This is a genomic window from Streptomyces sp. NPDC093546 (assembly GCF_044765045.1).
Classification (GTDB): Bacteria; Actinomycetota; Actinomycetes; order Streptomycetales; family Streptomycetaceae; genus Streptomyces.
Genome location: NZ_JBIWJG010000003.1, coordinates 236,960 through 255,437 on the forward strand (window position 1 = coordinate 236,960; position 18,478 = coordinate 255,437).

Genomic DNA, 18,478 nt, shown 5'->3' on the forward strand with positions numbered 1-18,478 from the left:
AGCTCGTGACGAGCGAGCGCGGCCGGCTGACGGCCCTGTACGGCGGGCTGCTCGTGGTGGCGGGGGTGCTGCTCACGGGCGTGGTGTACCTGCTCGTACGCCAGGGGCTGTACTCGTCGATCAGCACGGCCGTGACGACGGCCGTACCGGGCCGGTCGTTCGACGCCGCGGTGCCGTGGCCGCAGCCGAGCAGTTCGGCGGTACCGGCCAGCCCCGGGCCGGTGCCCCCGGACGCGGCCGTCCGCGCGTACAGGGTCACCCGGGAACTCAGCGACGCCGCAGAGGAGGCCGCGCTGGGCCGGCTGCTCACCGTGTCGCTGACGGCCCTCGGCATGTACGCGATGGCGTCGGTGGCGCTGGCGTGGTGGGTGGCGGGCAGGGTGCTGCGGCCGGTCGCGGTGATCACCGAGACGGCGCGGCGGCTGTCCGGCGAGAACCTCCACGAGAGGATCGGCCTGACCGGGCCGCCGGGGGAGCTGAAGCGGCTCGCGGACACGTTCGACGGGATGATGGAGCGGATGGAGCGGCTGGTCTCCGCCCAGCAGCGGTTCGCGGCCAACGCGGCGCACGAGCTGCGTACGCCGGTGGCGGTGCAACGGGCCGCGGCGGAGATCGGCCTGGCGGGGCAGCCGGACCCGGAGCGGGTGGCCCGCATCCGTACGAAGCTGCTCGCCGTCGCCGAGGACAGCGAGCGGATCATCGACGGGCTGCTGCTGCTGGCCGCCTCCGACCAGGGCCTGGAGCGCCGCGAGCCGGTACGCGTCGACGAGGTCGCCCGCACGGCGGCGGAGGCGCTGGCGGCCGAGGCGGCGCGGCGCGGGGTGACCGTCGAGACCGCGGCGTGGCCGCTCACGGTCGCGGGGGACGCGGTCCTGCTGGACCGCCTGGTGCACAACCTGGTCGCGAACGCCGTCCGCCACAACCGGCCGGGCGGCCGCGTCCGCCTCCGGACGGGCCCGTCGGGCGTCGAGGTCTCCAACACGGGCCCCGAGGTGGCGCCGGACGCGGTCCCGCTCCTCTTCGAACCCTTCCACCATTCCGGGGGCGAGGGCGCGGGGCTGGGCCTCTCGATCGTCGAGTCGATCGCGCACGCCCACGGAGCGACGGCGACGGCCACCCCGAACCCGCCCCCGTCGGGCGGCCTGACGGTCCGGATCCGTTTCGAAAAGCCCTAGTGCCGGAAGAAGATCCGGTCCGCGTACTCGCCCATCACGCGGCCGTTCCACTCGTGCCCGCCGTCGACGTTGCCGGACCGGAGCAGCGGCGGCTCGATGCCGCGGGCCACCAGGGCCTCGGTCGCCGCCGCCATCATCGCCTGCATCAGCGCGCTGGTGACCACCGTGGACGCCGGGGCGAAGGGTGCCTCCACGCCCTCGTGCGTGAGCTCCGCGTCGCCCACCGCGATCTTGGAGTCCAGCACGATGTCGCAGTGGTCCTTCAGGAAGGTGCCCGACGCGTGCCGGGACTTCGTCTCCTCCGCGTACGCCGCCGAGGTCACGCCGACGACCTTCAGGCCCAGCGCCCGCGCGTTCATCGCCATCTCGACGGGGAGGGCGTTGCGGCCGGAGAGCGAGACGACGATCAGCAGGTCACCGGCGCGGGCCGGTGAGGAGTCGAGGACCGCGCCCGCCAGGCCGTCCACGCGCTCCAGCGCGGAGCCGAGCGTGGCGGGCATGACGTCGACGCCGACGACGCCCGGCACGGCGAGCAGGTTCACCAGCGCGAGCCCACCGGCGCGGTAGACCACGTCCTGGGCGGCGAGCGAGGAGTGGCCGGCGCCGAAGGCGAAGAGGCGGCCCCCCGCGGCGACGGTGTCGGCGATGGCGGCGCCGGCGGCGGCGACGTTCTCCGCCTCCTCGTCCCGCACCCGTTGCAGCAGACCGATCGCGGCGTCGAAGTACCGGCCGGCCAGCTTGCTCTCGCCCATGGCTCGGAGCTCCTTCTCCTCGTGGCGCTCGGTCGTCCCGCGCTCACGTTGCGGTCTGGACCATTGGTCTGTCAATACCGGCTCCCCGCCTGCCGAAGACGGTTGTCAGTGCGATGCGTCAGAATTGAGGAAGGGCCAGCGCACGAATCGAGGGGCATGTATGTCCGGACTGATCGACACCACGGAGATGTATCTCCGCACCATCCTCGAGCTGGAGGAGGAAGGTGTGGTGCCCATGCGCGCCCGCATCGCCGAGCGGCTCGACCAGAGCGGCCCGACCGTCAGCCAGACGGTCGCCCGCATGGAGCGCGACGGCCTGGTCACCGTGGCCGGTGACCGCCACCTGGAGCTCACCGAGGAGGGCCGCCGGCTGGCCACCCGCGTGATGCGCAAGCACCGGCTCGCCGAGTGCCTGCTCGTCGACGTGATCGGCCTGGAGTGGGAGCAGGTCCACGCGGAGGCGTGCCGCTGGGAGCACGTGATGAGCGAGGCCGTCGAGCGCCGCGTCCTGGAGCTGCTGCGGCACCCCACGGAGTCGCCGTACGGCAACCCGATCCCGGGCCTGGAGGAGCTGGGCGAGGAGGCCGGCGCGGAGGCCTTCCTCGACGAGGGCATGGTGTCGCTGGCCGAGCTCGACGCGGGCACGGAGGGCAAGACCGTGGTGGTCCGCCGGATCGGCGAGCCGATCCAGACGGACGCCCAGCTCATGTACACGCTGCGCCGCGCGGGCGTGCAGCCCGGCTCGGTGGTCAGCGTGACGGAGTCCCCCGGCGGAGTCCTGGTCGGCAGCGGCGGCGAGGCCGCCGAGCTCGGCGCGGACGTCGCCTCCCACGTCTTCGTCGCCAAGCGGTAGGCGGCAGGGGGCAGCACCCCTTACCTCCGGTTACTTCCGGAATGGCAGCGCACGCGCCCTTCCGCGTGCCACGCTGGGCCCAGGCATATGACCTGAGGTGCGAGCCGGGGCCGCGGGCCCGGGGAGGGAGCACGGGATGCGCCGCACCGGCGTCCGGGGCGCGCGGGTACACCGCGTGCCCCGGTGGCATGGGCCTGGGCATACGGAAAGCCCCGGCGCCTTTCGGCGCCGGGGCCTTGCCTCCCCTGTGCTGACCCGGAGCCCCGAGCTCTCAGGGTCATCCCCCTCGGACCGGTTTTCCCCGAGCGGTCCGCCTCCCGATGAAGATCTCCCCTCGGTCACGCCCGTCAATCCTTGAGCGGCGTCACTCGAACGAGCGGTGTTATGCCCCAGAACCCGATTTTCGAATGCGAGTTCGATACTGTGGGCGCCAGTACGAGACAGCGAGACGGACGAGAGAGAAGGGGGTGCCAGGACGCATGGTGCGACGCATCGACCTGACCGCGGCCGACGGCTTACGCCTCGCCGCCTGGGAGTTCGCCGACCCGCCCAAGGACCAGGCGGCGGGTGAAGCGGTCCCCGGCGTCCTGCTCCTCCACGGCCTGATGGGCCGTGCCTCCCACTGGGCCGGCACCGCCCGCTGGCTCGCCGAGCGGCACCGCGCCGTCGCGCTCGACCAGCGCGGCCACGGCCACAGCGACAAGCCCGCCGACGGCCCCTTCACGCGCGAGGCGTACGTCGCCGACGCCGCCGCCGCGATCGAGCAGCTGGGCCTCGCCCCCGCCATCCTCATCGGCCACTCCATGGGCGCCCTGACGGCCTGGCAGCTCGCCGCCGAGCGGCCCGACCTGGTCCGGGCCCTCGTCATCTGCGACATGCGCGCCTCCGCGCTCGGCGCCGCCTCCCAGCGCGAGTGGGAGCAGTGGTTCCGCTCCTGGCCCGTCCCCTTCGCCACCCTCGCCGACGTACGCAAGTGGTTCGGCGAGGACGACCCCCGGCTGGAACGGCCCAGCCCCGCGCGCGGCGCGTTCTTCGCCGAGGTGATGGCCGAGCGGGAGGACGGCTGGTATCCGCTCTTCTCCCGGCGCCAGATGCTCACCTCCCGTGAGACCTGGGTCCACGACGCCCACTGGGACGCGCTCGCCCAAGTCCACTGCCCCACCCTCGTCGTCCGCGGCCTCGACGGCGAACTGGGCCGCGCGGAGGCCCAGGAGATGGTCCGCGTCCTGCCCCAGGGCCGGTACGCCGAGGTGCCCGACGCCGGACACCTCGTCCACTACGACCGCCCGGACGCCTGGCGCGTCGTGCTGGAGCCCTTCCTCACGGAGCTCGGCGACACCCCCTAGCCCTTGCTGACCGCCGCCAGGATCTCCGGCAGGCGCTCCGCCGTGCGCGGCGCCGCCAGCCGCAGCCCCGCCCAGGTGAGCAGCGCGCCCCACGCGACGCCCAGCGGCAGCACCAGCCACAGCCATGACGCGGCGCCGGTGACGTGCAGCGCGACCGTCAGCCCGATCAGCGGCGCGCTGAGCACCGCCGCCGCGAGCATGCCGCCCAGCAGCGACATCCACGCCAGCCCCGCCTGCCCCGGCGCCACGTTCTTGTAGCCGCTGTCCTGCGGGATGGAGTACGGGAAGCGGGCCGACGCCACCGCGCCCGTGCCCAGCATCGCGCCCAACACCGCGAACGACAGGCCCAGCGCCTCCGGCAGCCCGGCCCAGTCGCCCAGGATCGCCGCCGTCAGGGCCGTCACCAGCACCACGTACGGCACGGTGATGAGCAGCAGCGCGGCGGCGCGCGCCCGCAGCTCGTCGTAGGCGTCCCGCGTCGAGAAGATCGCCATCGCGACCATCCAGAAGGCGGAGGTGTCCTGCCCGAACTGGTTGTACATCTGGATGCCGAGCATTCCGGCCGCCACGCACGCCAAGTAGACCGAGCCCGTGCCCTGCAGCGCGTTGAACAGCGGCACGATCAGCCCGATCGCCAGCGAGGTCACCCACGCCGCCTTGGTCTTGGGGTCCCGCCACACATACCGCAGGCTGCGCTGCATCACCGTGCCCGTACGCCCCTCGGGCCACAGCCGCCCCGAAAGCCCCCCGGCTGCCGCCGACTCGCGGCGCGACGGACGCGAGGCCGCCGCCAGCGTCGAGCCGTCCGGCGTCGTCATCAGCCGCACCAGGCTGCGCCGCCACCCGTACAACAGGCCGGCCAGCGCCACCACGGCCAGCAGCAGCCCGGCCGCCGCCTCCCCGTATGCGCCCTCGCCCGCCGACTCCACCGCACCGAGCGCCGACGCCGGCGGGATCCACCGCATCACCTCCGCGAGCGGCTCCAGCTCCGCCAGCCCGCCCGACCGGGTGAGTCGCTGCACCCCGAAGTTGACGACCTGGGCGCCCACCGCGATCAGCAGACCGCTCAGCACCGCCAGGTCCCGTCCCCGACGCGAGGTCAGCAGCCGGATGTTCGCCGCCGCGACCGCCCGCGCCAGCGCCACGCACACCAGCAGCACCAGCGGTACGGCCACCACCGCCACCACCACGGCGGCCGCCCCGCGCGCCAACGCGAACCCCGCGCCCACCGCCATGCACAGCGTGAACAGCGGCCCGATGCCCACCAGCGACGACACGAGCAACGCCCGCACCAGTGGCCCCGGCCGCAGCGGCAGCATCACCAGCCGCGTCGGATCGAGCGTCTCGTCACCGCCCGGGAAGAACAGCGGTGCCACCGCCCAGCCCAGCGCCAGCACCGCCGTCAGCAACACCACCACCGCGGCCGCCTGCGTGTGCCCGCGCAGCAGCACCAGACCGAGCAACAGCCCCGCCGCGCACACCAGCGTGAACACCATCGACGTGACGTACACGGCCGTACGCCCCGCCGACTGCCGCAGCCCGTTGCGCAGCAGCGACAGCTTCAGCCGTACGAAGACCGAGATCACCGGCCACCGCCCAGCCAGTCGAGCGACTCGCCCGCGTCCCGCCCCCGCGCGCCCACCAGTTCGAGGAACGCGGCCTGGAGGGACGGCGCTTCGCCGCGTACCTCGGCCAGCGTGCCCTGGGCGCGGATCCGGCCGGCCGCCATCACCGCGACCCAGTCGCAGAGCGACTCCACCAGCTCCATCACATGGCTGGAGAAGACCACCGTCGCGCCGGAAGCGGTGTACCGCTCCAGCACCCCCCGGATCGTCTGCGCCGACACCGGGTCGACGCCCTCGAACGGCTCGTCCAGGAACAGCACTTCGGGGTTGTGCAGCAGGGCCGCCGCCAGCCCGATCTTCTTGCGCATCCCGGTCGAGTAGTCCACCACCAGCTTGTGCTGGGAGCCCGCCAGGTCGAGCACGTCCAGCAGCTGCGCCGCCCGCTTGTCCACCTCGTCGCCCGGCAGCCCCCGCAGCCGCCCGGTGTACGCGAGGAGTTCACGCCCCGACAGCCGCTCGAACAGCCGCAGCCCCTCGGGCAGGACCCCGATGCGCGCCTTCACCTCGACCGGGTCGCGCCACACGTCGTGCCCGGCCACCTCCACCCGGCCCTGGTCGGGCCGCAACAACCCCGTCACCATCGACAGCGTCGTGGTCTTGCCCGCGCCGTTCGGCCCCACGAGCCCTATGAACCGGCCCGCGGGCAGCAGCAGGTCGATCCCCGCCACGGCGGTGTGGTCGCCGAACCTCTTCCACAGTCCCTCGACCCGCACGGCGGGCGCGGCGCCCCTCGTCTCGTCGTCCGGCATGGTCACTGCCTTCCGTAGTCCCCGTATCCGCGTACCTGTTGGTACGGGGCCAGCCTACGGACGCCGCCCGGGCCGGTGCAGGGGCCGCGACCGGCAGTTCGCGCTGGTCAGCCCTTCCGGGAGCGGGCAGCGGCCGCCTCGCGCCCGCACGCGTACGCCAGCGGGCTGATGAGCTCCTCGGCGTCGGGCAGCCAGCGGTTGGCGGGCGTCGGGCGGCGGGCCCACTGCACCGCGCCGTGGCCGCCGATCCGGGTCGGCGGGGCCGCGACGTAACTTCCCTCGCTCATCGCGACGAGGTCGATGGAGGTGGGGGACCAGCCCAGCTTCCGCACCAGATCGGCCGCCTTGGCCGCGCCGCCCGGCAGGACGAAGAACTGCATCCGGCGGTTCGGCGTGCAGGTCACCGGGCCGAGCGTGAGGTCCATCCGCTCCATCCGCGCGAGCGCCAGGAAGCCCGCCGCCTCCGGCACGTCCAGCGCGTCGAAGGTGCGCCCCGTCGGCAGCAGGATCGACGCCCGGGGCTGCTTGCCCCACATGCGGCGGGCCGCGACGGCGCTGCCCGTCGCCTGCGTCGCCCAGTCCGGCCGGGCCGGGTGCGCGCCCGGCGCCGGGCAGGCCGTTTCGCCGCACGAGCACCGCTCCGTACCGTCCACCGGCTCCAGCCAGGTGCCGGGGAACACCTCCCAGTGCCGCTCTTCCGCGTACCGCACGGCGGCGTCCAGCATCTGCTCGCCTCGCTGCTGGGGGATCCGTGCGGCGTCCGTGACTCCGATGGTCTCTTCCACGGTCAGCTCAACTACCGGTCAACCGGGGGGTTACGGGGCGCGGGCGGGGAGCCGGAGGAGCATCGATTCGCCATCCGGGGCGCATGGAGGCACGGCCGGGGGCGCGCGGGAGGGCCGGGAGCGGGCGGCGGGTAGCCACAGTCGGTGGGAGCCGGGCCGTAAATATGGCAGTCTCCTGCCATTGCAAGGTATTGCACGTCATTGCATGCCAATGCGCGTCATTGAACGGCATTGCATGGCATGACGCCTGTCTCGGCACAAGGCAGCGATCCGACGTCAACTTCTGCATTCTTCGCATATCAGCCGGGCAGTGATCAACGGACTGATCACCGGCGCAACAGGGGGTAGTCATGGCAGCGAGGCCGCTCGTCGCCCGTCAGCCGAACGAACGGCTGCAGGCTCTCATCCAGGAAGCGGGGTGTTCCAACGCCGGGCTCGCCCGCCGCGTCAACATGGTCGGGCAGGAGCGCGGACTCGATCTGCGGTACGACAAGACCTCGGTGGCGCGCTGGCTGCGCGGGCAGCAGCCGCGCGGGCGGGCCCCCGGCATCATCGCCGAGGCGCTGGGCCGCAAGCTGGGCCGCACGGTCACGATCGACGAGATCGGCATGGCCAACGGCAGGAACCTCGCCACCGGCGTGGGCCTGCAGTTCGCGCCCACGGTGCTCGGCGCCATCGAGCAGGTCTGCGAGCTGTGGCGCAGCGACGTGGGCCGGCGCGACTTCCTGTCCGGTTCGACGGTCGCCGCCTCCGCGCTGGTCGAGCCCAGCCGCGACTGGCTCATCACGGGCGCCGACCCCCACGTGGCACGGCAGACCGGTGCGCGCGTCGGGATGTCCGACGTCGACGCCGTACGGGCGATGACGGACGCGCTGGTGGAGCTGGACCACCGCTTCGGCAGCGGGCACGTGCGGCCGGTGGTCGTGCACTACCTCAACAGCGTGGTGTCCGGACTGCTCGCGGGCTCGTACCGGGACGCCGTCGGCCGCCAACTCTTCGGAGCCGTCGCGCGGTTGACCGAGCTCGCCGGGTACATGGCCGTGGACACCGGCCAGCCGGGGCTGGCGCAGCGGTACTACATCCAGGCCCTGCGGCTCGCGCAGGCGGCGGGGGACCGGGGGTACGGCGGGTACGTACTGGCCGCGTCCATGAGCCACTTGGCGGCCCAGCTCGGCAACCCGCGGGAGATCGCCCAGCTCGCGCGGGCCGCGCAGGAGGGCGCGCGCGGGCAGGTGACGCCGCGGGCGGAGGCGATGTTCCTGGCGGCGGAGGCGCGCGGGCACGCGCTGCTCGGCGACGCGCGCGCCTGCCAGGAGGTGGTGGGCCGGGCGGTGGCCGCGCTGGACCGGGCCGACCCGGAGGCGGGGGACGACCCGGCGTGGATCGCGCACTTCGACCACGCGTACCTCGCCGACGAACTGGCCCACTGCTACCGGGACCTGGGGCGGCCGGAGGAGGCGGCGCGGGCGGCGGGCGACGCGCTCGACGGGCACCCGGAGTCGCGGGCGCGGCGGCGCGCGATTGGACTGGTCCTGCTGGCCACGGCCCAGCTCCAGCAGCGCGAGGTCGAACAGGCCTGCCACACGGGCACCCGCGCCGCGCAGTTGCTCGGCACGCTGCGCTCGTCGCGCGGCGCGGAGTACCTGGAGGACCTCCAGCACCGGCTGGAGCCGTACGCGGACGAGCCGGCGGTCCGTGAGTTCGGCGCGCGGCTGGAGCTCCAGGCCGCCTAGGCCGGTGGGGCCGTTGCCCGTTGGCCCGGCCCCGTTGGCCCGGCTTATCAGCGTTCGCGGAAGGGTTCTTGTTACTGCTGCCACACAGGTGTGCGCGGGCTGGGAGTCACCCGGTAGCGTGAACCGACGATTCCGTAGGTACACACGTAGGAGTCCCGGTGACGCAGAGCGGACAGGGTCAGGAGCCGCACCTTCCGGCGGCGCGGCCCGCGCACGAAGGTGTCGTGCTGCCCGCCGAGGGCAGCCAGACCTGGGGCGCGGGCCAGGGCCCGGGTCCGGCGGGTGCCGGGCCGGCCGGGGGCCAGCCGTGGGGCGGTCCCTGGGGCCCGCCGGGCGGCGGGCAGGAGGCATCTGCGCAGCCGCAGCAGCCGGGGCCCCAGCAGCCCGGGGCGTACCCGCCGGGGCCGTACCAGCAGTACCCGCCGCAGCACCAGCACCAGCAGCCGCTGCCGCCTCAGCAGCACCAGCCGCAGCCCCAGTACGGCACGGTCGCGCAGCCGCTGCCGCCGGAGATGCCCACCGGCGGGGCGTCCGACGCGGACGCCACGCAGTACCTGCCGCCGGTCGCCCGGCCGATGCCGCCCGCCGGGCCCGACGCCGAGGCGACGGCGTACCTGCCGCCCGTTCCGCCGCAGCCGTCCGGCGCGCCGTACGGCATCCGCCCCGGGACGCCCGACGAGCGGCAGCCGCCGGCCGAGTTCGACAACCTCTTCCGCGACGAGCCGGGCGCGGCCGCCACGCAGCACATGCCGCAGCAGCAGTACCCGCAGCAGCCCGCGTACCAGCAGCACCCGCAGCACCAGCCCCCGCAGCCGTACACGGAGGCGTACCAGGAGCCGGCGCCCGCGTCGCGGCGGAGGCCGAAGGTGATGCTCATCGCCGGAGTCGTCGTCGGCTGCGCGGTCGTCGGGCTCGGCGCCGGGGCGCTGCTCAGCGGCGGTGGTGACGACGCGGACGCCAAGGGCGACCACACGAGCGTCGCCGCGGCCACGTCCCCCGCGCCCGCCGACGGCAGCGCCCCGGAGGCCGCCGCCGACCCGGTCAAGGAACAGGCCGAGGCGCTCGACAAGCTGCTCGCCGAGAGCAGCGACAGCCGTGACGCGGTGATCCGCTCCGTCGAGAACATCAAGCGGTGCGACAAGCTCGACCAGGCCGCCTCCGATCTGCGCGGCGCCGCGAACCAGCGCCGCGGCCTGGTGACCAAGCTCCAGGGGCTCAAGGTCGACAAGCTCCCGGACCACGCCGCGCTGACCGCCGCCCTCACCAAGGCGTGGCAGGCGTCCGCGTCCGCCGACGACCACTACGCGACCTGGGCGACCCAGGTGAAGGACAAGAAGGGCTGCAAGGACGGCCGCGCGCGCAACACCGCCGAGACCGCCCGGGCCAACGCGGCGAGCGGGGAGGCCACGGCCGCCAAGCGGCAGGCCTCCGGCCTGTGGAACAAGATCGCCGGTACGTACGGCCTGACCGCGCGCCAGCCCCACCAGCTCTGAGGGAGCGCCGGAAGGAGCGTCAGAGGGAGCGTGCCTCGCGCAGGGTCGCGCCCGTGTCGACGAAGCCCTTCTTCTGCGCGACCAGGCGCCCTTGGCGTACGACCTGGAAGGTGACGCCCCGGTTCACTATCCGCGGGAAGCCCGGCGTGCCGAGCATGTCCTCGTAGCGCCAGCGCAGCTTGGGGGTGAGGCCGCCGGTGTCGACCTCGACGCCGCGGTCGAGGGCGTGGGAGACCTGGGAGGCGGTGATCTCCTCCGTCCGGAGCGCCTCGATCACCCGGCGCAGGACGGTGTACGCGATCCACGTGGTCTGCACGCCCGCGTCGGCCGGGTCGATGCGGTTGTCGCCGAAGGCGTGCTCGCGGACGACCTGCCGCATCGGGGCCCAGGCCGGATCGCCGGCCTCCGGGTACCAGCCGGTGATGTACGCGCCCTCGAAGGGGCCGTTCGCGCCGCCGGTGCGGTCGACGAGCGGCTGGTCGACGCTGCCGAGGACCGAGGAGACCTTGACCTCGCGCCCGTCGGAGGGCAGGCGGCGGAAGGAGTCGAAGAAGTTCGCGGTGCGTTCGCCGAGCGCGGCGGTGACGCAGCCGCCCTCCTCGCCGGCGCGCTTGCGGGACTGCCGCGCCGCGGCCGCGTACTCGCCGGCGTCCTCGGCGGCCGGGATGTCGGCGGCCATACGGTGATGGCGCTGGGCGAGGCCGGAGTTGAGCAGGTGCGGCAGGTTGTCGCCGGTGACGGAGTCGGGCCGGACGAGCGAGACGCGCTCGCACGCCTCGGCGAGCTGCATGCCGTTGCCCGCGAGCAGCGCGGGCTGGCCGCCGTTCACCGGGTAGGAGAGGTAGCTGGTGAACTCGTCGTCGGAGACGCCATACCCGCCGATGTACGGGATGCCGGCGGCCTCCAGCGGCGCCATGAAGGCGCGGCCCTGCTGGCTGTACGAGCCGACGACCGCGACCGCGCCCTCCTCGGCGGCGCGCCGGGCGCAGGCGGCGGCGCCGGCCGGGTCGTTGCGCTCGTTGCAGGTCAGGACGCGGAGCTCGTGGCCGTCGATGCCGCCGCGGGAGTTGACCCAGCGGGCGTACGCCTGGGCCATGGCGGGCATGCCGGGCATGTTGGTCGCGCGGGTGCCTTCCGGCGCCCAGGTCATCACGGTGACGGGGTCCCTGGAGCCCCCCGTGGCTCCAGGGATCACCCCGCAGCCGGTGACGAGACAGGCCGAGACGAGTGCCGTCGCAGCCCTGAGGGTGAGGATCGTAGGGAAGCGTCGTGTGGTCCAGCCGCCGTACCTGCCGTTACCGCTACCGGTCATGGCCCGCACAATTCCGCCCCATGGGTAACGCGGCAGTGTGGACACTTCGACGCAGGGTGACGGTGAGGTGAATTACGGGGTGCGGTCTGTCCGTACTGCGGGGGAACGTACGATCGAAACGTGTCCAGTTCCGTGAACTCTTCCCGTCGCGGCCGTCGCTCCTCCACCATGGGCGGCATGCCGCTCAACGACATGCCGTGGTGGCGCTGGCGCACGAACGTGCGCTCGGCGCTGCACATGCTTTCCGACCCGGTGTTCCACCAGGAGTGCTGGCTGGCCGGCCGTGAGGGGTACGGGGACGTCACCGACGCCGTGTACCGGCTGGTGGAGGACACCTGGCTGGACAACTGGTCCGCCGAGAAGTACGTCGGCACCATATTCAGGGACTCGGCGGAGGCCGCGCTGGTGGACGTCGCCGTGCTGCGGGTGCTGCGGATCATGCACCAGGTCGGGGCGGACGCCCCGGTCTCCACGTACATGGCGCACCACGGCTGGCCGGAGGCGGTGCGGGCGGCGCGGGACGCGCACGTGCGGCTGGCCGTGAACGACGGGGACGACCCGGACGAGCCGCCGCGCCCGCTCGACGTGCTGCGGATCATGACGGGCGCGGCGTAGCCCCGGGGGTGCGGCGTGGCGCTGCCCGGCGGGGGAGTGGTGTCCCGTGTGCCGGACCGGCGGCGGGGGCGCCGGCGGAATGTGGCATCCTGCGAGGATGACTGACCAGTACGTCCTCACGCTCTCCTGCCCGGACAAACAGGGCATTGTGCACGCCGTATCGAGCTACCTCTTCATCACCGGCTGCAACATCGAGGACAGTCAGCAGTACGGAGACCGGGACTCGGGTCTCTTCTTCATGCGCGTCCACTTCACGGCCGAGGCCCCGGTGACCGTGGAGAAGCTGCGCGCCAGCTTCGCGGCGGTCGGGGACTCCTTCGACATGGACTGGCAGATCCACCGCGCCGACGAGCGCATGCGGGTCGTGCTGATGGTGTCGAAGTTCGGGCACTGCCTGAACGACCTCCTCTTCCGCACCCGTATCGGCGCCCTGCCCGTCGACATCGTGGCCGTGGTCTCGAACCACACCGACTTCGCCGAGCTCGTCGCCTCGTACGACATCCCCTTCCACCACATTCCGGTCACGAAGGACACCAAGGCGCAGGCGGAGGCGGAGCTGCTGGAGCTGGTGCGCGGCGAGAACGTCGAGCTGGTGGTGCTGGCCCGCTACATGCAGGTGCTGTCGGACGACCTGTGCAAGCAGCTCAGCGGTCGCGTCATCAACATCCACCACTCCTTCCTCCCGAGCTTCAAGGGCGCCAAGCCCTACCACCAGGCGCACGCGCGCGGTGTGAAGCTGATCGGCGCGACGGCCCACTACGTGACGGCCGACCTCGACGAGGGCCCGATCATCGAGCAGGAGGTCGAGCGGGTGGGCCACCAGGTCACTCCGGAGCAGCTGGTGGCGATCGGCCGCGACGTCGAGTGCCAGGCGCTGGCCCGCGCGGTGAAGTGGCACGCCGAACGCCGCATCCTGCTGAACGGCCGCCGCACGGTCGTCTTCGAGTAAGCCCCTCTCCCCGGTGGCTACATCCGGCTCAGGGAGGCTGCCGCGAAGAGGACGTCCTTGATGGCCTCGCGGTCGCCGTCCTGGCCCACGGCCGCCTCCTCCGGGGAGACGTGCCCTGCCACCAGCTGGCAGAACTCCTCCGCGTCCAGCGCCACCAGCGCGACCGACTCCTCGGCGCAGCCCACCGCCGCCGGGGAGTCCAGCGCGATGTACCAGTGGCCGCCGCCGGAGCCCTCGACCTCCAGGTGGAGCGTCCGGCCCGGGGAGCCGGCCGCGACCAGGTGGCGGGGCGGGGCCGCGAGCCCGGCACGGCGGCGGTAGGCGAGCGCGGCCGGCAGCTGGCGCGCCGCGAGGTCGATCATGCCGTGCAGATGGGCGCCGCTGGGCGGCTTGTAGGGATAGTCGACGGCGTCCGCGATGTCCACCGCGTGCACCCAGCACTCGAAGGCCCGGTCGAGCAGCGAGTCCCGCATCGGCAGCGCGAAGTCGCCGTACGACACGGACAGCTCCGACACGCCGCGCCCGGCGAAGGAGACCGTACGGATCAGCGCGTGGCTCTGGTCGCGCCACGGCTCCCGGATCGCCCGCGTGGGCGGGTGGTGCGCGGCGCGCCAGTACGCCTCGGTGCGCTCCGACGGGTCGACCGGCGCGAGCGGGCCCGGCGGTTTGCCCGGGACCTCCTCCACCAGCGGGTCGCCCAGGCCGAGCGCCGATCCGACGAGGCCGTCCACCGCCAGCAGATGGCCGATGACCCCGGCCACCGTCGTCCGGCGGCCGACCTGCCGCTCCTGCTCGAACCACTTGAGCCGCACCGGCGCGTGCCAGTCGGAGTCGCCGATGTCCCGCAGCAGCGCGTCGAGCCGCGCCGTCTCCGCGTCGTACGGACCGGCCCAGTCGGGCACCGGGATACGGGCCGGGCGGCGGCCCAGGCAGTTCTCCAGCACCCGCGAGCGCAGCAGCGGGTCGAGGTCCAGGTCCCGCTCGTGGTGGAGGAGCGCCACCGCGTCGCGCAGCCGCAGCGCCTCGTCCGCGCACGGCGCGCACTCGGTCAGATGGGCCTCGACGGCCGCGGTCTCCTCGACGGAGCAGGCCGACAGGGCCCACGCGCCCAGCAGTGACTTGAGGATCGTGTGGGGCAGCGCGGGCGGCGCCGGCCCCGGCCCGGGCTCCGGCGCGGGCGCGCCTGCGGGCTCCGGTGCGGATCTCGGTGCGGCGGGCGGCGTGGGCGGCGGAGGCAGCGGGTCGTAGTTGTCGGCGGCCCGGCGCGGAGCCGGTATGCGCGGCGCGCCCCGCACCTCGTCCTCCCCGTCGTCCCGGCTGCCGCCGTCCAAAGGCCCCGTCACAGCGCCCGCCCGTCCACCGGCCGGGTGTTCGCCGTGGAGAGCAGCTGCAGGCCGAGGCGCAGCCGGCGCCGGGCCTCGTCCTCCGTCACGCCGAGATCGGCGGCCGTCTGGCGGTAGTCCCGGCGCTGGAAGTAGGCCAGCTCCAGCGCCTGGCGCAGCGGCGTCGGCATCGACTGCACGATGTAGTCCGCACGGGCGGCCACGGCCGCGCGCCGCACCTTCTGCTCCAGCTCCTCCGGCGTGCCCTCGCCGCGCTCCGTGAACGCGGCCGCCTCCGCCTGCCGCAGCCGGTGCACGGCCTGGCTGCGCGTGAGCCGCGCTATCCAGGAGCGCATGGAGCCCTCGCGTCGCGGGTCGTACGCGTCGGGGTTCTCCCACACGTACCCGAAGACCTCGCGCGTGACCTGGTCCGCGGCGTCCTCGTCGGCGAGGACGCGGTGCGCGGTGTTGTGGACGAGCGAGGCGAACCGGTCGTACAGCTCACCCAGCGCGGCCGCCTCGCCGCGCGCGAGGCGCTGCTGCATCCTGCGGTCCCAGCGCGGTGGTGTGTCCTTCGCCATACGGAGCCCTCCCGGTCCGACTCCTTCCGAATGTAGTGGGCGACACTGACAACGCACCCGCCTTTGCCCGGGAAAGCGTCAGACTGTGCGAACCGGGTTTCAGCGTGGGCGGGTGGGGCAGCAGCCCGCGAAAGGAAGCAACGGCTCCGGTTCGACGACGACGGAAGGTGGGGCGCGTGACGACGCTCACGGTGAACGAAGTCGAGCACGGCGCCTGGACCGTGCTGCACATCAGCGGCGAACTGGACCTGGTCTCCTCGCCCGTGATCCGCCGCCGCGTCCACGACGCGGTCGCCGCCGGCCGCCACGACGTCGTCCTGGACCTGTCCGAGGTGCTGTTCTGCGACTCCAGCGGCGTCGGCGTGCTCATCGCCGCGCGCCGCCTGCTGCACTCCTGCCGCGGCCGGCTGCGCCTGATACTCCCAGCCCAGGGGGCCGTCGAGGGCTCGCACGTCAACCGGGTCCTCGCCGCCCTCGGCGTACGGCGGCTGTTCGCCGTGTACGCCGACGTCGACGCGGCCACCGCCGACGAGGCCGAGCCGCTCTCCGCGTGACGCCGCCGTTTCGCGTGACGTGGCTCGGCGCGTGACGTCGCCCCGTCCGCGTCGTACCCTCCCGGGCATGGACGCAGAGGACTTGTACCAGCGCCGGATCGCCGACCGGTTCGACGCCTTCGACCAGGACGGCAACGGGTATATCTCCCGTGAGGACTTCACCACCGCGGCCTCCCGGCTGCTCGAGGCGTTCGAGACGCCGTTCCGCTCCGAGAAGGGCCAGGCGCTGGCGGTCGGCGCCGAGGCGTTCTGGCAGGGGCTGGCCGGCATCGCCGACGTGGACGGCGACCAGCGGGTGACACGCGCGGAGTTCGTCCACGGAGCGGTCAAGCGGCTGCGGGACAACCCGGAGCGGTTCGCCGAGATCGCCCGCCCCTTCGTGTGCGCCGTGCTCACGGTGGCCGACCGGGACGGGGACGGCCGCGCGGAGGTCGCCGAGCTGGAGCGCGCCCTGCGGGTGCTCGGAGTCGAGCCGCACACCGCGGCGTTGACGGCCGAGTCGCTGGACGTGGACCGCGGCGGGAGCGTCGACAAGGAGGAGGCGGTCATGGCCTTCGCCCGCTACTTCGTCACGAAGGAGACCTGACGGCCGGTCGTCACCGCTTGTGACCGCGTACCGATACCGGGTCGTGTCCTCGCCGCACCCGTCAGAGCCCGGGGTCGGCACCCCGCTCGGGTACGCTCGGTGAGATGCGAGTGGTGCACAGACCGGGGCGTTCCGGCGCCGATGCGCGCCCCTGTTCGACTACCCGCCGTGTGCGTCGCACAGTATGCCCCAGCCGTACTCCTTCGCGCGGGAATATGCCCGAAGCGCTTGTTGCGGTGACTGTACGTCAACCATGCTGTCCCACAGGGAAATCACGTTCAGTGACGGCTGTTTCGGCTGTGGTCGCTGTGAGGCGCGAGGCGATGTGTCCGCCGGTTCGGATGGTGTGAGCGGTGCAGGTGCTTCAGGTTCAGTTGGAGATCGGACCCGATCCCGCCGAGGTGGGGCGCGCCCGGAGATGGGCGCGGTCCCGGCTCGCCGGTTCCGGCATAGGGGAGGACGAGCCGCTGGCCGAGACGTTGGTGCTGCTCATCTCGGAGCTCGTCACCAACGCCGTCGTGCACACCGGCTGCCCGGCCGTGCTGCGCATGCTCTTCGGAGCCGGCTCCGCCGAGGCCGGGACGGTGCGGGTGGAGGTCGCCGACCGCAGCTCCTGCCCGCCGAGGCAGCGCCACGCGGGCGGCGACGACACCAACGGGCGGGGGCTGGAGCTGGTGGACGGCCTCGCCGACCGCTGGGGCTGGCAGGCCGAGGGGGCCGGCAAGCGCATCTGGTGCGAAGTGGACCGGGGCGCACCCGTCGTGACCCGCGGGGCGCGTGAACCGGGTGTGTACGAGCCGTCGTGCGCCGTCACGCCCAGGTCCCTGACGGCACACCCCTCGAATAGCCGTTGACGGCGCGTGGCCGTCTGATCACTCTGGGAGCAGCGATACGCGGCGAGGGGACGCCGAGGACGTGACGACACCCGTGTCCACGTCCTCGGCGAACGCGGATCGCTGCGGTGGCGGCCGCCGTGCCGTGCTCGGGGCGCGCATGAGCGCGCCGCCACCCCTCCCTCACACCGTGGCGTGTCCCGTCCGGAACGTACGCCGGTAGACCGTCGGCGGGACGCCGAGCGCGGCCTGGAGGTGCTGGCGCATCGACTGGGCGGTGCCGAACCCGGCGTCCACGGCCACCTGGTCGACGGAGAGGTCGGTCGACTCCAGCAGGTGGCGGGCGCGTTCGACGCGCTGCTGGGTGAGCCACTGGCCCGGGCTGACGCCGACCTCCTCGCGGAAGCGGCGCGTGAAGGTGCGGACGCTCATCGACTCCCGCTCGGCGAGGTCCCGCAGCTGGACCGGCTCGTGGAGGTGGGCCAGCGCCCACGCGCGGGCGGCGGCCGTGGTGTGGCGCTGAGCGGGCTCGGGGATCGGGCGCTGGACGTACTGCGCCTGGCCGCCGTCGCGGTGCGGCGGTACGACGGTGCGGCGCGCGACGTCGTTGGCGACGGCCGAGCCGTGGTCGCGGCGCACGATGTGCAGGCACAGGTCGATACCGGCGGCGACCCCGGCGGAGGTCAGGACGTCACCGTCGTCGATGAAGAGCACGTCCGCGTCGACCCGGACGGCGGGGAAGAGTTCCTGGAAGTGGTCGGCGGACGCCCAGTGGGTGGTGGCCGGCCGCCCGTCGAGGAGCCCGGCGGCGGCGAGCACGTACCCGCCGGTGCAGATGGCGACGAGGCGGGTGCCGGGCCGGATGTGGGCGAGCGCCGCGGCCAGTTCACCGGTGAGTCTGCCCTCCTCGTAGACCGGGCCCAGTTCGTACGAGGCGGGGATGACGACCGTGTCGGCGGTGGCGAGCACCTCCGGGCCGTGCTCGACGGAGATGGCGAAGTCGGCGTCGGTACGGACCGGGTCCCGGGTGACTCCGCACGTGAGTGTCTCGTACAGGCGGCGGCCCTCGGGGGTGCGGGCGAGGCCGAAGATGCGGTGGGGAATGCCCAGTTCGAAGGGGAGGAGGCCGTCGAGGGCGAGGACGACGACGCGGTGCCGCTGCGGAGAGGCCATGGCCCGATCATAGCGAAAGCTGTCATTCGGGCCAGTGGCCGG

General features: G+C 73.5%; 18 protein-coding genes. 10 read left to right on the plus strand and 8 right to left on the minus strand.

Going from position 1 to position 18,478, the window contains the following annotated elements:
• Positions 1 to 5: 5 nt before the first annotated feature.
• The gene (locus ACIRNI_RS07560) at positions 6 to 1,175 is read left to right on the plus strand and encodes an ATP-binding protein (protein ID WP_403549869.1); all 1,170 of its coding nucleotides are present in this window, start codon (positions 6 to 8) and stop codon (positions 1,173 to 1,175) included.
• On the opposite strand, the gene ACIRNI_RS07565 is transcribed toward ACIRNI_RS07560, so the two are convergent.
• On the minus strand, positions 1,172 to 1,927 hold the full coding sequence (locus ACIRNI_RS07565) for an SIS domain-containing protein (RefSeq protein WP_403549212.1): 756 nt from the start codon (positions 1,925 to 1,927) through the stop codon (positions 1,172 to 1,174). The two genes, ACIRNI_RS07560 and ACIRNI_RS07565, sit on opposite strands and share 4 nt — an antisense overlap.
• A gap of 160 nt (positions 1,928 to 2,087) precedes the next feature.
• Between ACIRNI_RS07565 and ACIRNI_RS07570 the strand changes: the two genes are divergently transcribed.
• Entirely contained in the window at positions 2,088 to 2,780 is a 693-nt protein-coding gene (locus tag ACIRNI_RS07570; protein WP_403549214.1) for a metal-dependent transcriptional regulator, read from the plus strand.
• Between the two features lie 479 nt (positions 2,781 to 3,259).
• A complete protein-coding gene (locus tag ACIRNI_RS07575; RefSeq protein WP_403549215.1) occupies positions 3,260 to 4,126 on the plus strand; it encodes an alpha/beta fold hydrolase in 867 nt (288 codons plus the stop codon).
• On the opposite strand, the gene ACIRNI_RS07580 is transcribed toward ACIRNI_RS07575, so the two are convergent.
• The 3 genes from ACIRNI_RS07580 to ACIRNI_RS07590 form a co-directional block, all read right to left on the minus strand.
• Entirely contained in the window at positions 4,123 to 5,712 is a 1,590-nt protein-coding gene (locus ACIRNI_RS07580) for a transporter (protein ID WP_403549217.1), read from the minus strand. The genes ACIRNI_RS07575 and ACIRNI_RS07580 overlap by 4 nt on opposite strands.
• Positions 5,709 to 6,500: an ABC transporter ATP-binding protein gene (locus ACIRNI_RS07585; RefSeq protein WP_403549219.1), complete on the minus strand. Its 792-nt coding sequence runs from the start codon at positions 6,498 to 6,500 to the stop codon at positions 5,709 to 5,711. The genes ACIRNI_RS07580 and ACIRNI_RS07585 overlap by 4 nt, the downstream gene beginning before the upstream one ends.
• Positions 6,501 to 6,607: 107 nt before the next feature.
• Complete coding sequence (locus ACIRNI_RS07590) at positions 6,608 to 7,285, minus strand: bifunctional DNA primase/polymerase (protein ID WP_403549221.1); 678 nt, start codon at positions 7,283 to 7,285, stop codon at positions 6,608 to 6,610.
• Positions 7,286 to 7,635: 350 nt separating this feature from the next.
• Between ACIRNI_RS07590 and ACIRNI_RS07595 the strand changes: the two genes are divergently transcribed.
• On the plus strand, positions 7,636 to 9,018 hold the full coding sequence (locus ACIRNI_RS07595) for a transcriptional regulator (RefSeq protein WP_403549223.1): 1,383 nt from the start codon (positions 7,636 to 7,638) through the stop codon (positions 9,016 to 9,018).
• Between the two features lie 158 nt (positions 9,019 to 9,176).
• Positions 9,177 to 10,511, plus strand: coding sequence for a hypothetical protein (locus ACIRNI_RS07600; protein WP_403549224.1), 1,335 nt, complete (start codon positions 9,177 to 9,179; stop codon positions 10,509 to 10,511).
• 19 nt (positions 10,512 to 10,530) lie between these two features.
• Here ACIRNI_RS07600 and ACIRNI_RS07605 read toward each other — a convergent pair whose 3' ends face one another.
• On the minus strand, positions 10,531 to 11,823 hold the full coding sequence (locus ACIRNI_RS07605) for an ABC transporter substrate-binding protein (RefSeq protein ID WP_403549226.1): 1,293 nt from the start codon (positions 11,821 to 11,823) through the stop codon (positions 10,531 to 10,533).
• 168 nt (positions 11,824 to 11,991) lie between these two features.
• On the opposite strand from ACIRNI_RS07605, the gene ACIRNI_RS07610 reads away from it, so the two are divergent.
• Both ACIRNI_RS07610 and purU read left to right on the plus strand, forming a co-directional pair.
• Positions 11,992 to 12,438 (plus strand): hypothetical protein, encoded by a 447-nt coding sequence (locus ACIRNI_RS07610; protein WP_403549871.1) that lies wholly within the window; start codon positions 11,992 to 11,994, stop codon positions 12,436 to 12,438.
• A gap of 97 nt (positions 12,439 to 12,535) precedes the next feature.
• Positions 12,536 to 13,387 carry a formyltetrahydrofolate deformylase gene (purU, locus tag ACIRNI_RS07615; RefSeq protein ID WP_356646999.1) on the plus strand — a complete coding sequence of 284 codons (852 nt, stop codon included), beginning with the start codon at positions 12,536 to 12,538 and terminating at the stop codon, positions 13,385 to 13,387.
• Between the two features lie 17 nt (positions 13,388 to 13,404).
• Here the strand turns inward: purU and ACIRNI_RS07620 are convergent, their stop codons facing one another.
• Together ACIRNI_RS07620 and ACIRNI_RS07625 are read right to left on the minus strand one after the other, a co-directional pair.
• Positions 13,405 to 14,730 carry a maleylpyruvate isomerase N-terminal domain-containing protein gene (locus ACIRNI_RS07620; protein ID WP_403549228.1) on the minus strand — a complete coding sequence of 442 codons (1,326 nt, stop codon included), beginning with the start codon at positions 14,728 to 14,730 and terminating at the stop codon, positions 13,405 to 13,407.
• Positions 14,727 to 15,290 carry a sigma-70 family RNA polymerase sigma factor gene (locus ACIRNI_RS07625; RefSeq protein ID WP_355355316.1) on the minus strand — a complete coding sequence of 188 codons (564 nt, stop codon included), beginning with the start codon at positions 15,288 to 15,290 and terminating at the stop codon, positions 14,727 to 14,729. The genes ACIRNI_RS07620 and ACIRNI_RS07625 overlap by 4 nt, the downstream gene beginning before the upstream one ends.
• Before the next feature lie 176 nt (positions 15,291 to 15,466).
• Between ACIRNI_RS07625 and ACIRNI_RS07630 the strand changes: the two genes are divergently transcribed.
• The 3 genes from ACIRNI_RS07630 (at position 15,467) to ACIRNI_RS07640 (ending at position 17,284) form a co-directional block, all read left to right on the plus strand.
• A complete protein-coding gene (locus ACIRNI_RS07630) occupies positions 15,467 to 15,844 on the plus strand; it encodes an STAS domain-containing protein (RefSeq protein WP_403549230.1) in 378 nt (125 codons plus the stop codon).
• Positions 15,845 to 15,911: 67 nt separating this feature from the next.
• Complete coding sequence (locus tag ACIRNI_RS07635; protein ID WP_403549231.1) at positions 15,912 to 16,430, plus strand: EF-hand domain-containing protein; 519 nt, start codon at positions 15,912 to 15,914, stop codon at positions 16,428 to 16,430.
• Positions 16,431 to 16,783: 353 nt separating this feature from the next.
• Positions 16,784 to 17,284, plus strand: a complete 501-nt coding sequence (locus tag ACIRNI_RS07640) for an ATP-binding protein (protein ID WP_403549233.1) — start codon at positions 16,784 to 16,786, stop codon at positions 17,282 to 17,284.
• A gap of 162 nt (positions 17,285 to 17,446) precedes the next feature.
• Here ACIRNI_RS07640 and ACIRNI_RS07645 read toward each other — a convergent pair whose 3' ends face one another.
• Positions 17,447 to 18,436, minus strand: a complete 990-nt coding sequence (locus ACIRNI_RS07645; RefSeq protein WP_403549235.1) for a GlxA family transcriptional regulator — start codon at positions 18,434 to 18,436, stop codon at positions 17,447 to 17,449.
• Positions 18,437 to 18,478 lie beyond the last annotated feature (42 nt).

What these genes read in the sequence shown, in the direction of transcription:
- ACIRNI_RS07565 (WP_403549212.1), bottom strand. Translation starts at nt 1,927, where the DNA reads ATGGGCGAGAGCAAGCTGGCCGGCCGGTACTTCGACGCCGCGATCGGT.
- ACIRNI_RS07570 (WP_403549214.1), top strand. Translation starts at nt 2,088, where the DNA reads ATGTCCGGACTGATCGACACCACGGAGATGTATCTCCGCACCATCCTC.
- ACIRNI_RS07575 (WP_403549215.1), top strand. Translation starts at nt 3,260, where the DNA reads ATGGTGCGACGCATCGACCTGACCGCGGCCGACGGCTTACGCCTCGCC.
- ACIRNI_RS07585 (WP_403549219.1), bottom strand. Translation starts at nt 6,500, where the DNA reads ATGCCGGACGACGAGACGAGGGGCGCCGCGCCCGCCGTGCGGGTCGAG.
- ACIRNI_RS07595 (WP_403549223.1), top strand. Translation starts at nt 7,636, where the DNA reads ATGGCAGCGAGGCCGCTCGTCGCCCGTCAGCCGAACGAACGGCTGCAG.
- ACIRNI_RS07605 (WP_403549226.1), bottom strand. Translation starts at nt 11,823, where the DNA reads ATGACCGGTAGCGGTAACGGCAGGTACGGCGGCTGGACCACACGACGC.
- ACIRNI_RS07610 (WP_403549871.1), top strand. Translation starts at nt 11,992, where the DNA reads ATGGGCGGCATGCCGCTCAACGACATGCCGTGGTGGCGCTGGCGCACG.
- purU (WP_356646999.1), top strand. Translation starts at nt 12,536, where the DNA reads ATGACTGACCAGTACGTCCTCACGCTCTCCTGCCCGGACAAACAGGGC.
- ACIRNI_RS07625 (WP_355355316.1), bottom strand. Translation starts at nt 15,290, where the DNA reads ATGGCGAAGGACACACCACCGCGCTGGGACCGCAGGATGCAGCAGCGC.
- ACIRNI_RS07635 (WP_403549231.1), top strand. Translation starts at nt 15,912, where the DNA reads ATGGACGCAGAGGACTTGTACCAGCGCCGGATCGCCGACCGGTTCGAC.
- ACIRNI_RS07645 (WP_403549235.1), bottom strand. Translation starts at nt 18,436, where the DNA reads ATGGCCTCTCCGCAGCGGCACCGCGTCGTCGTCCTCGCCCTCGACGGC.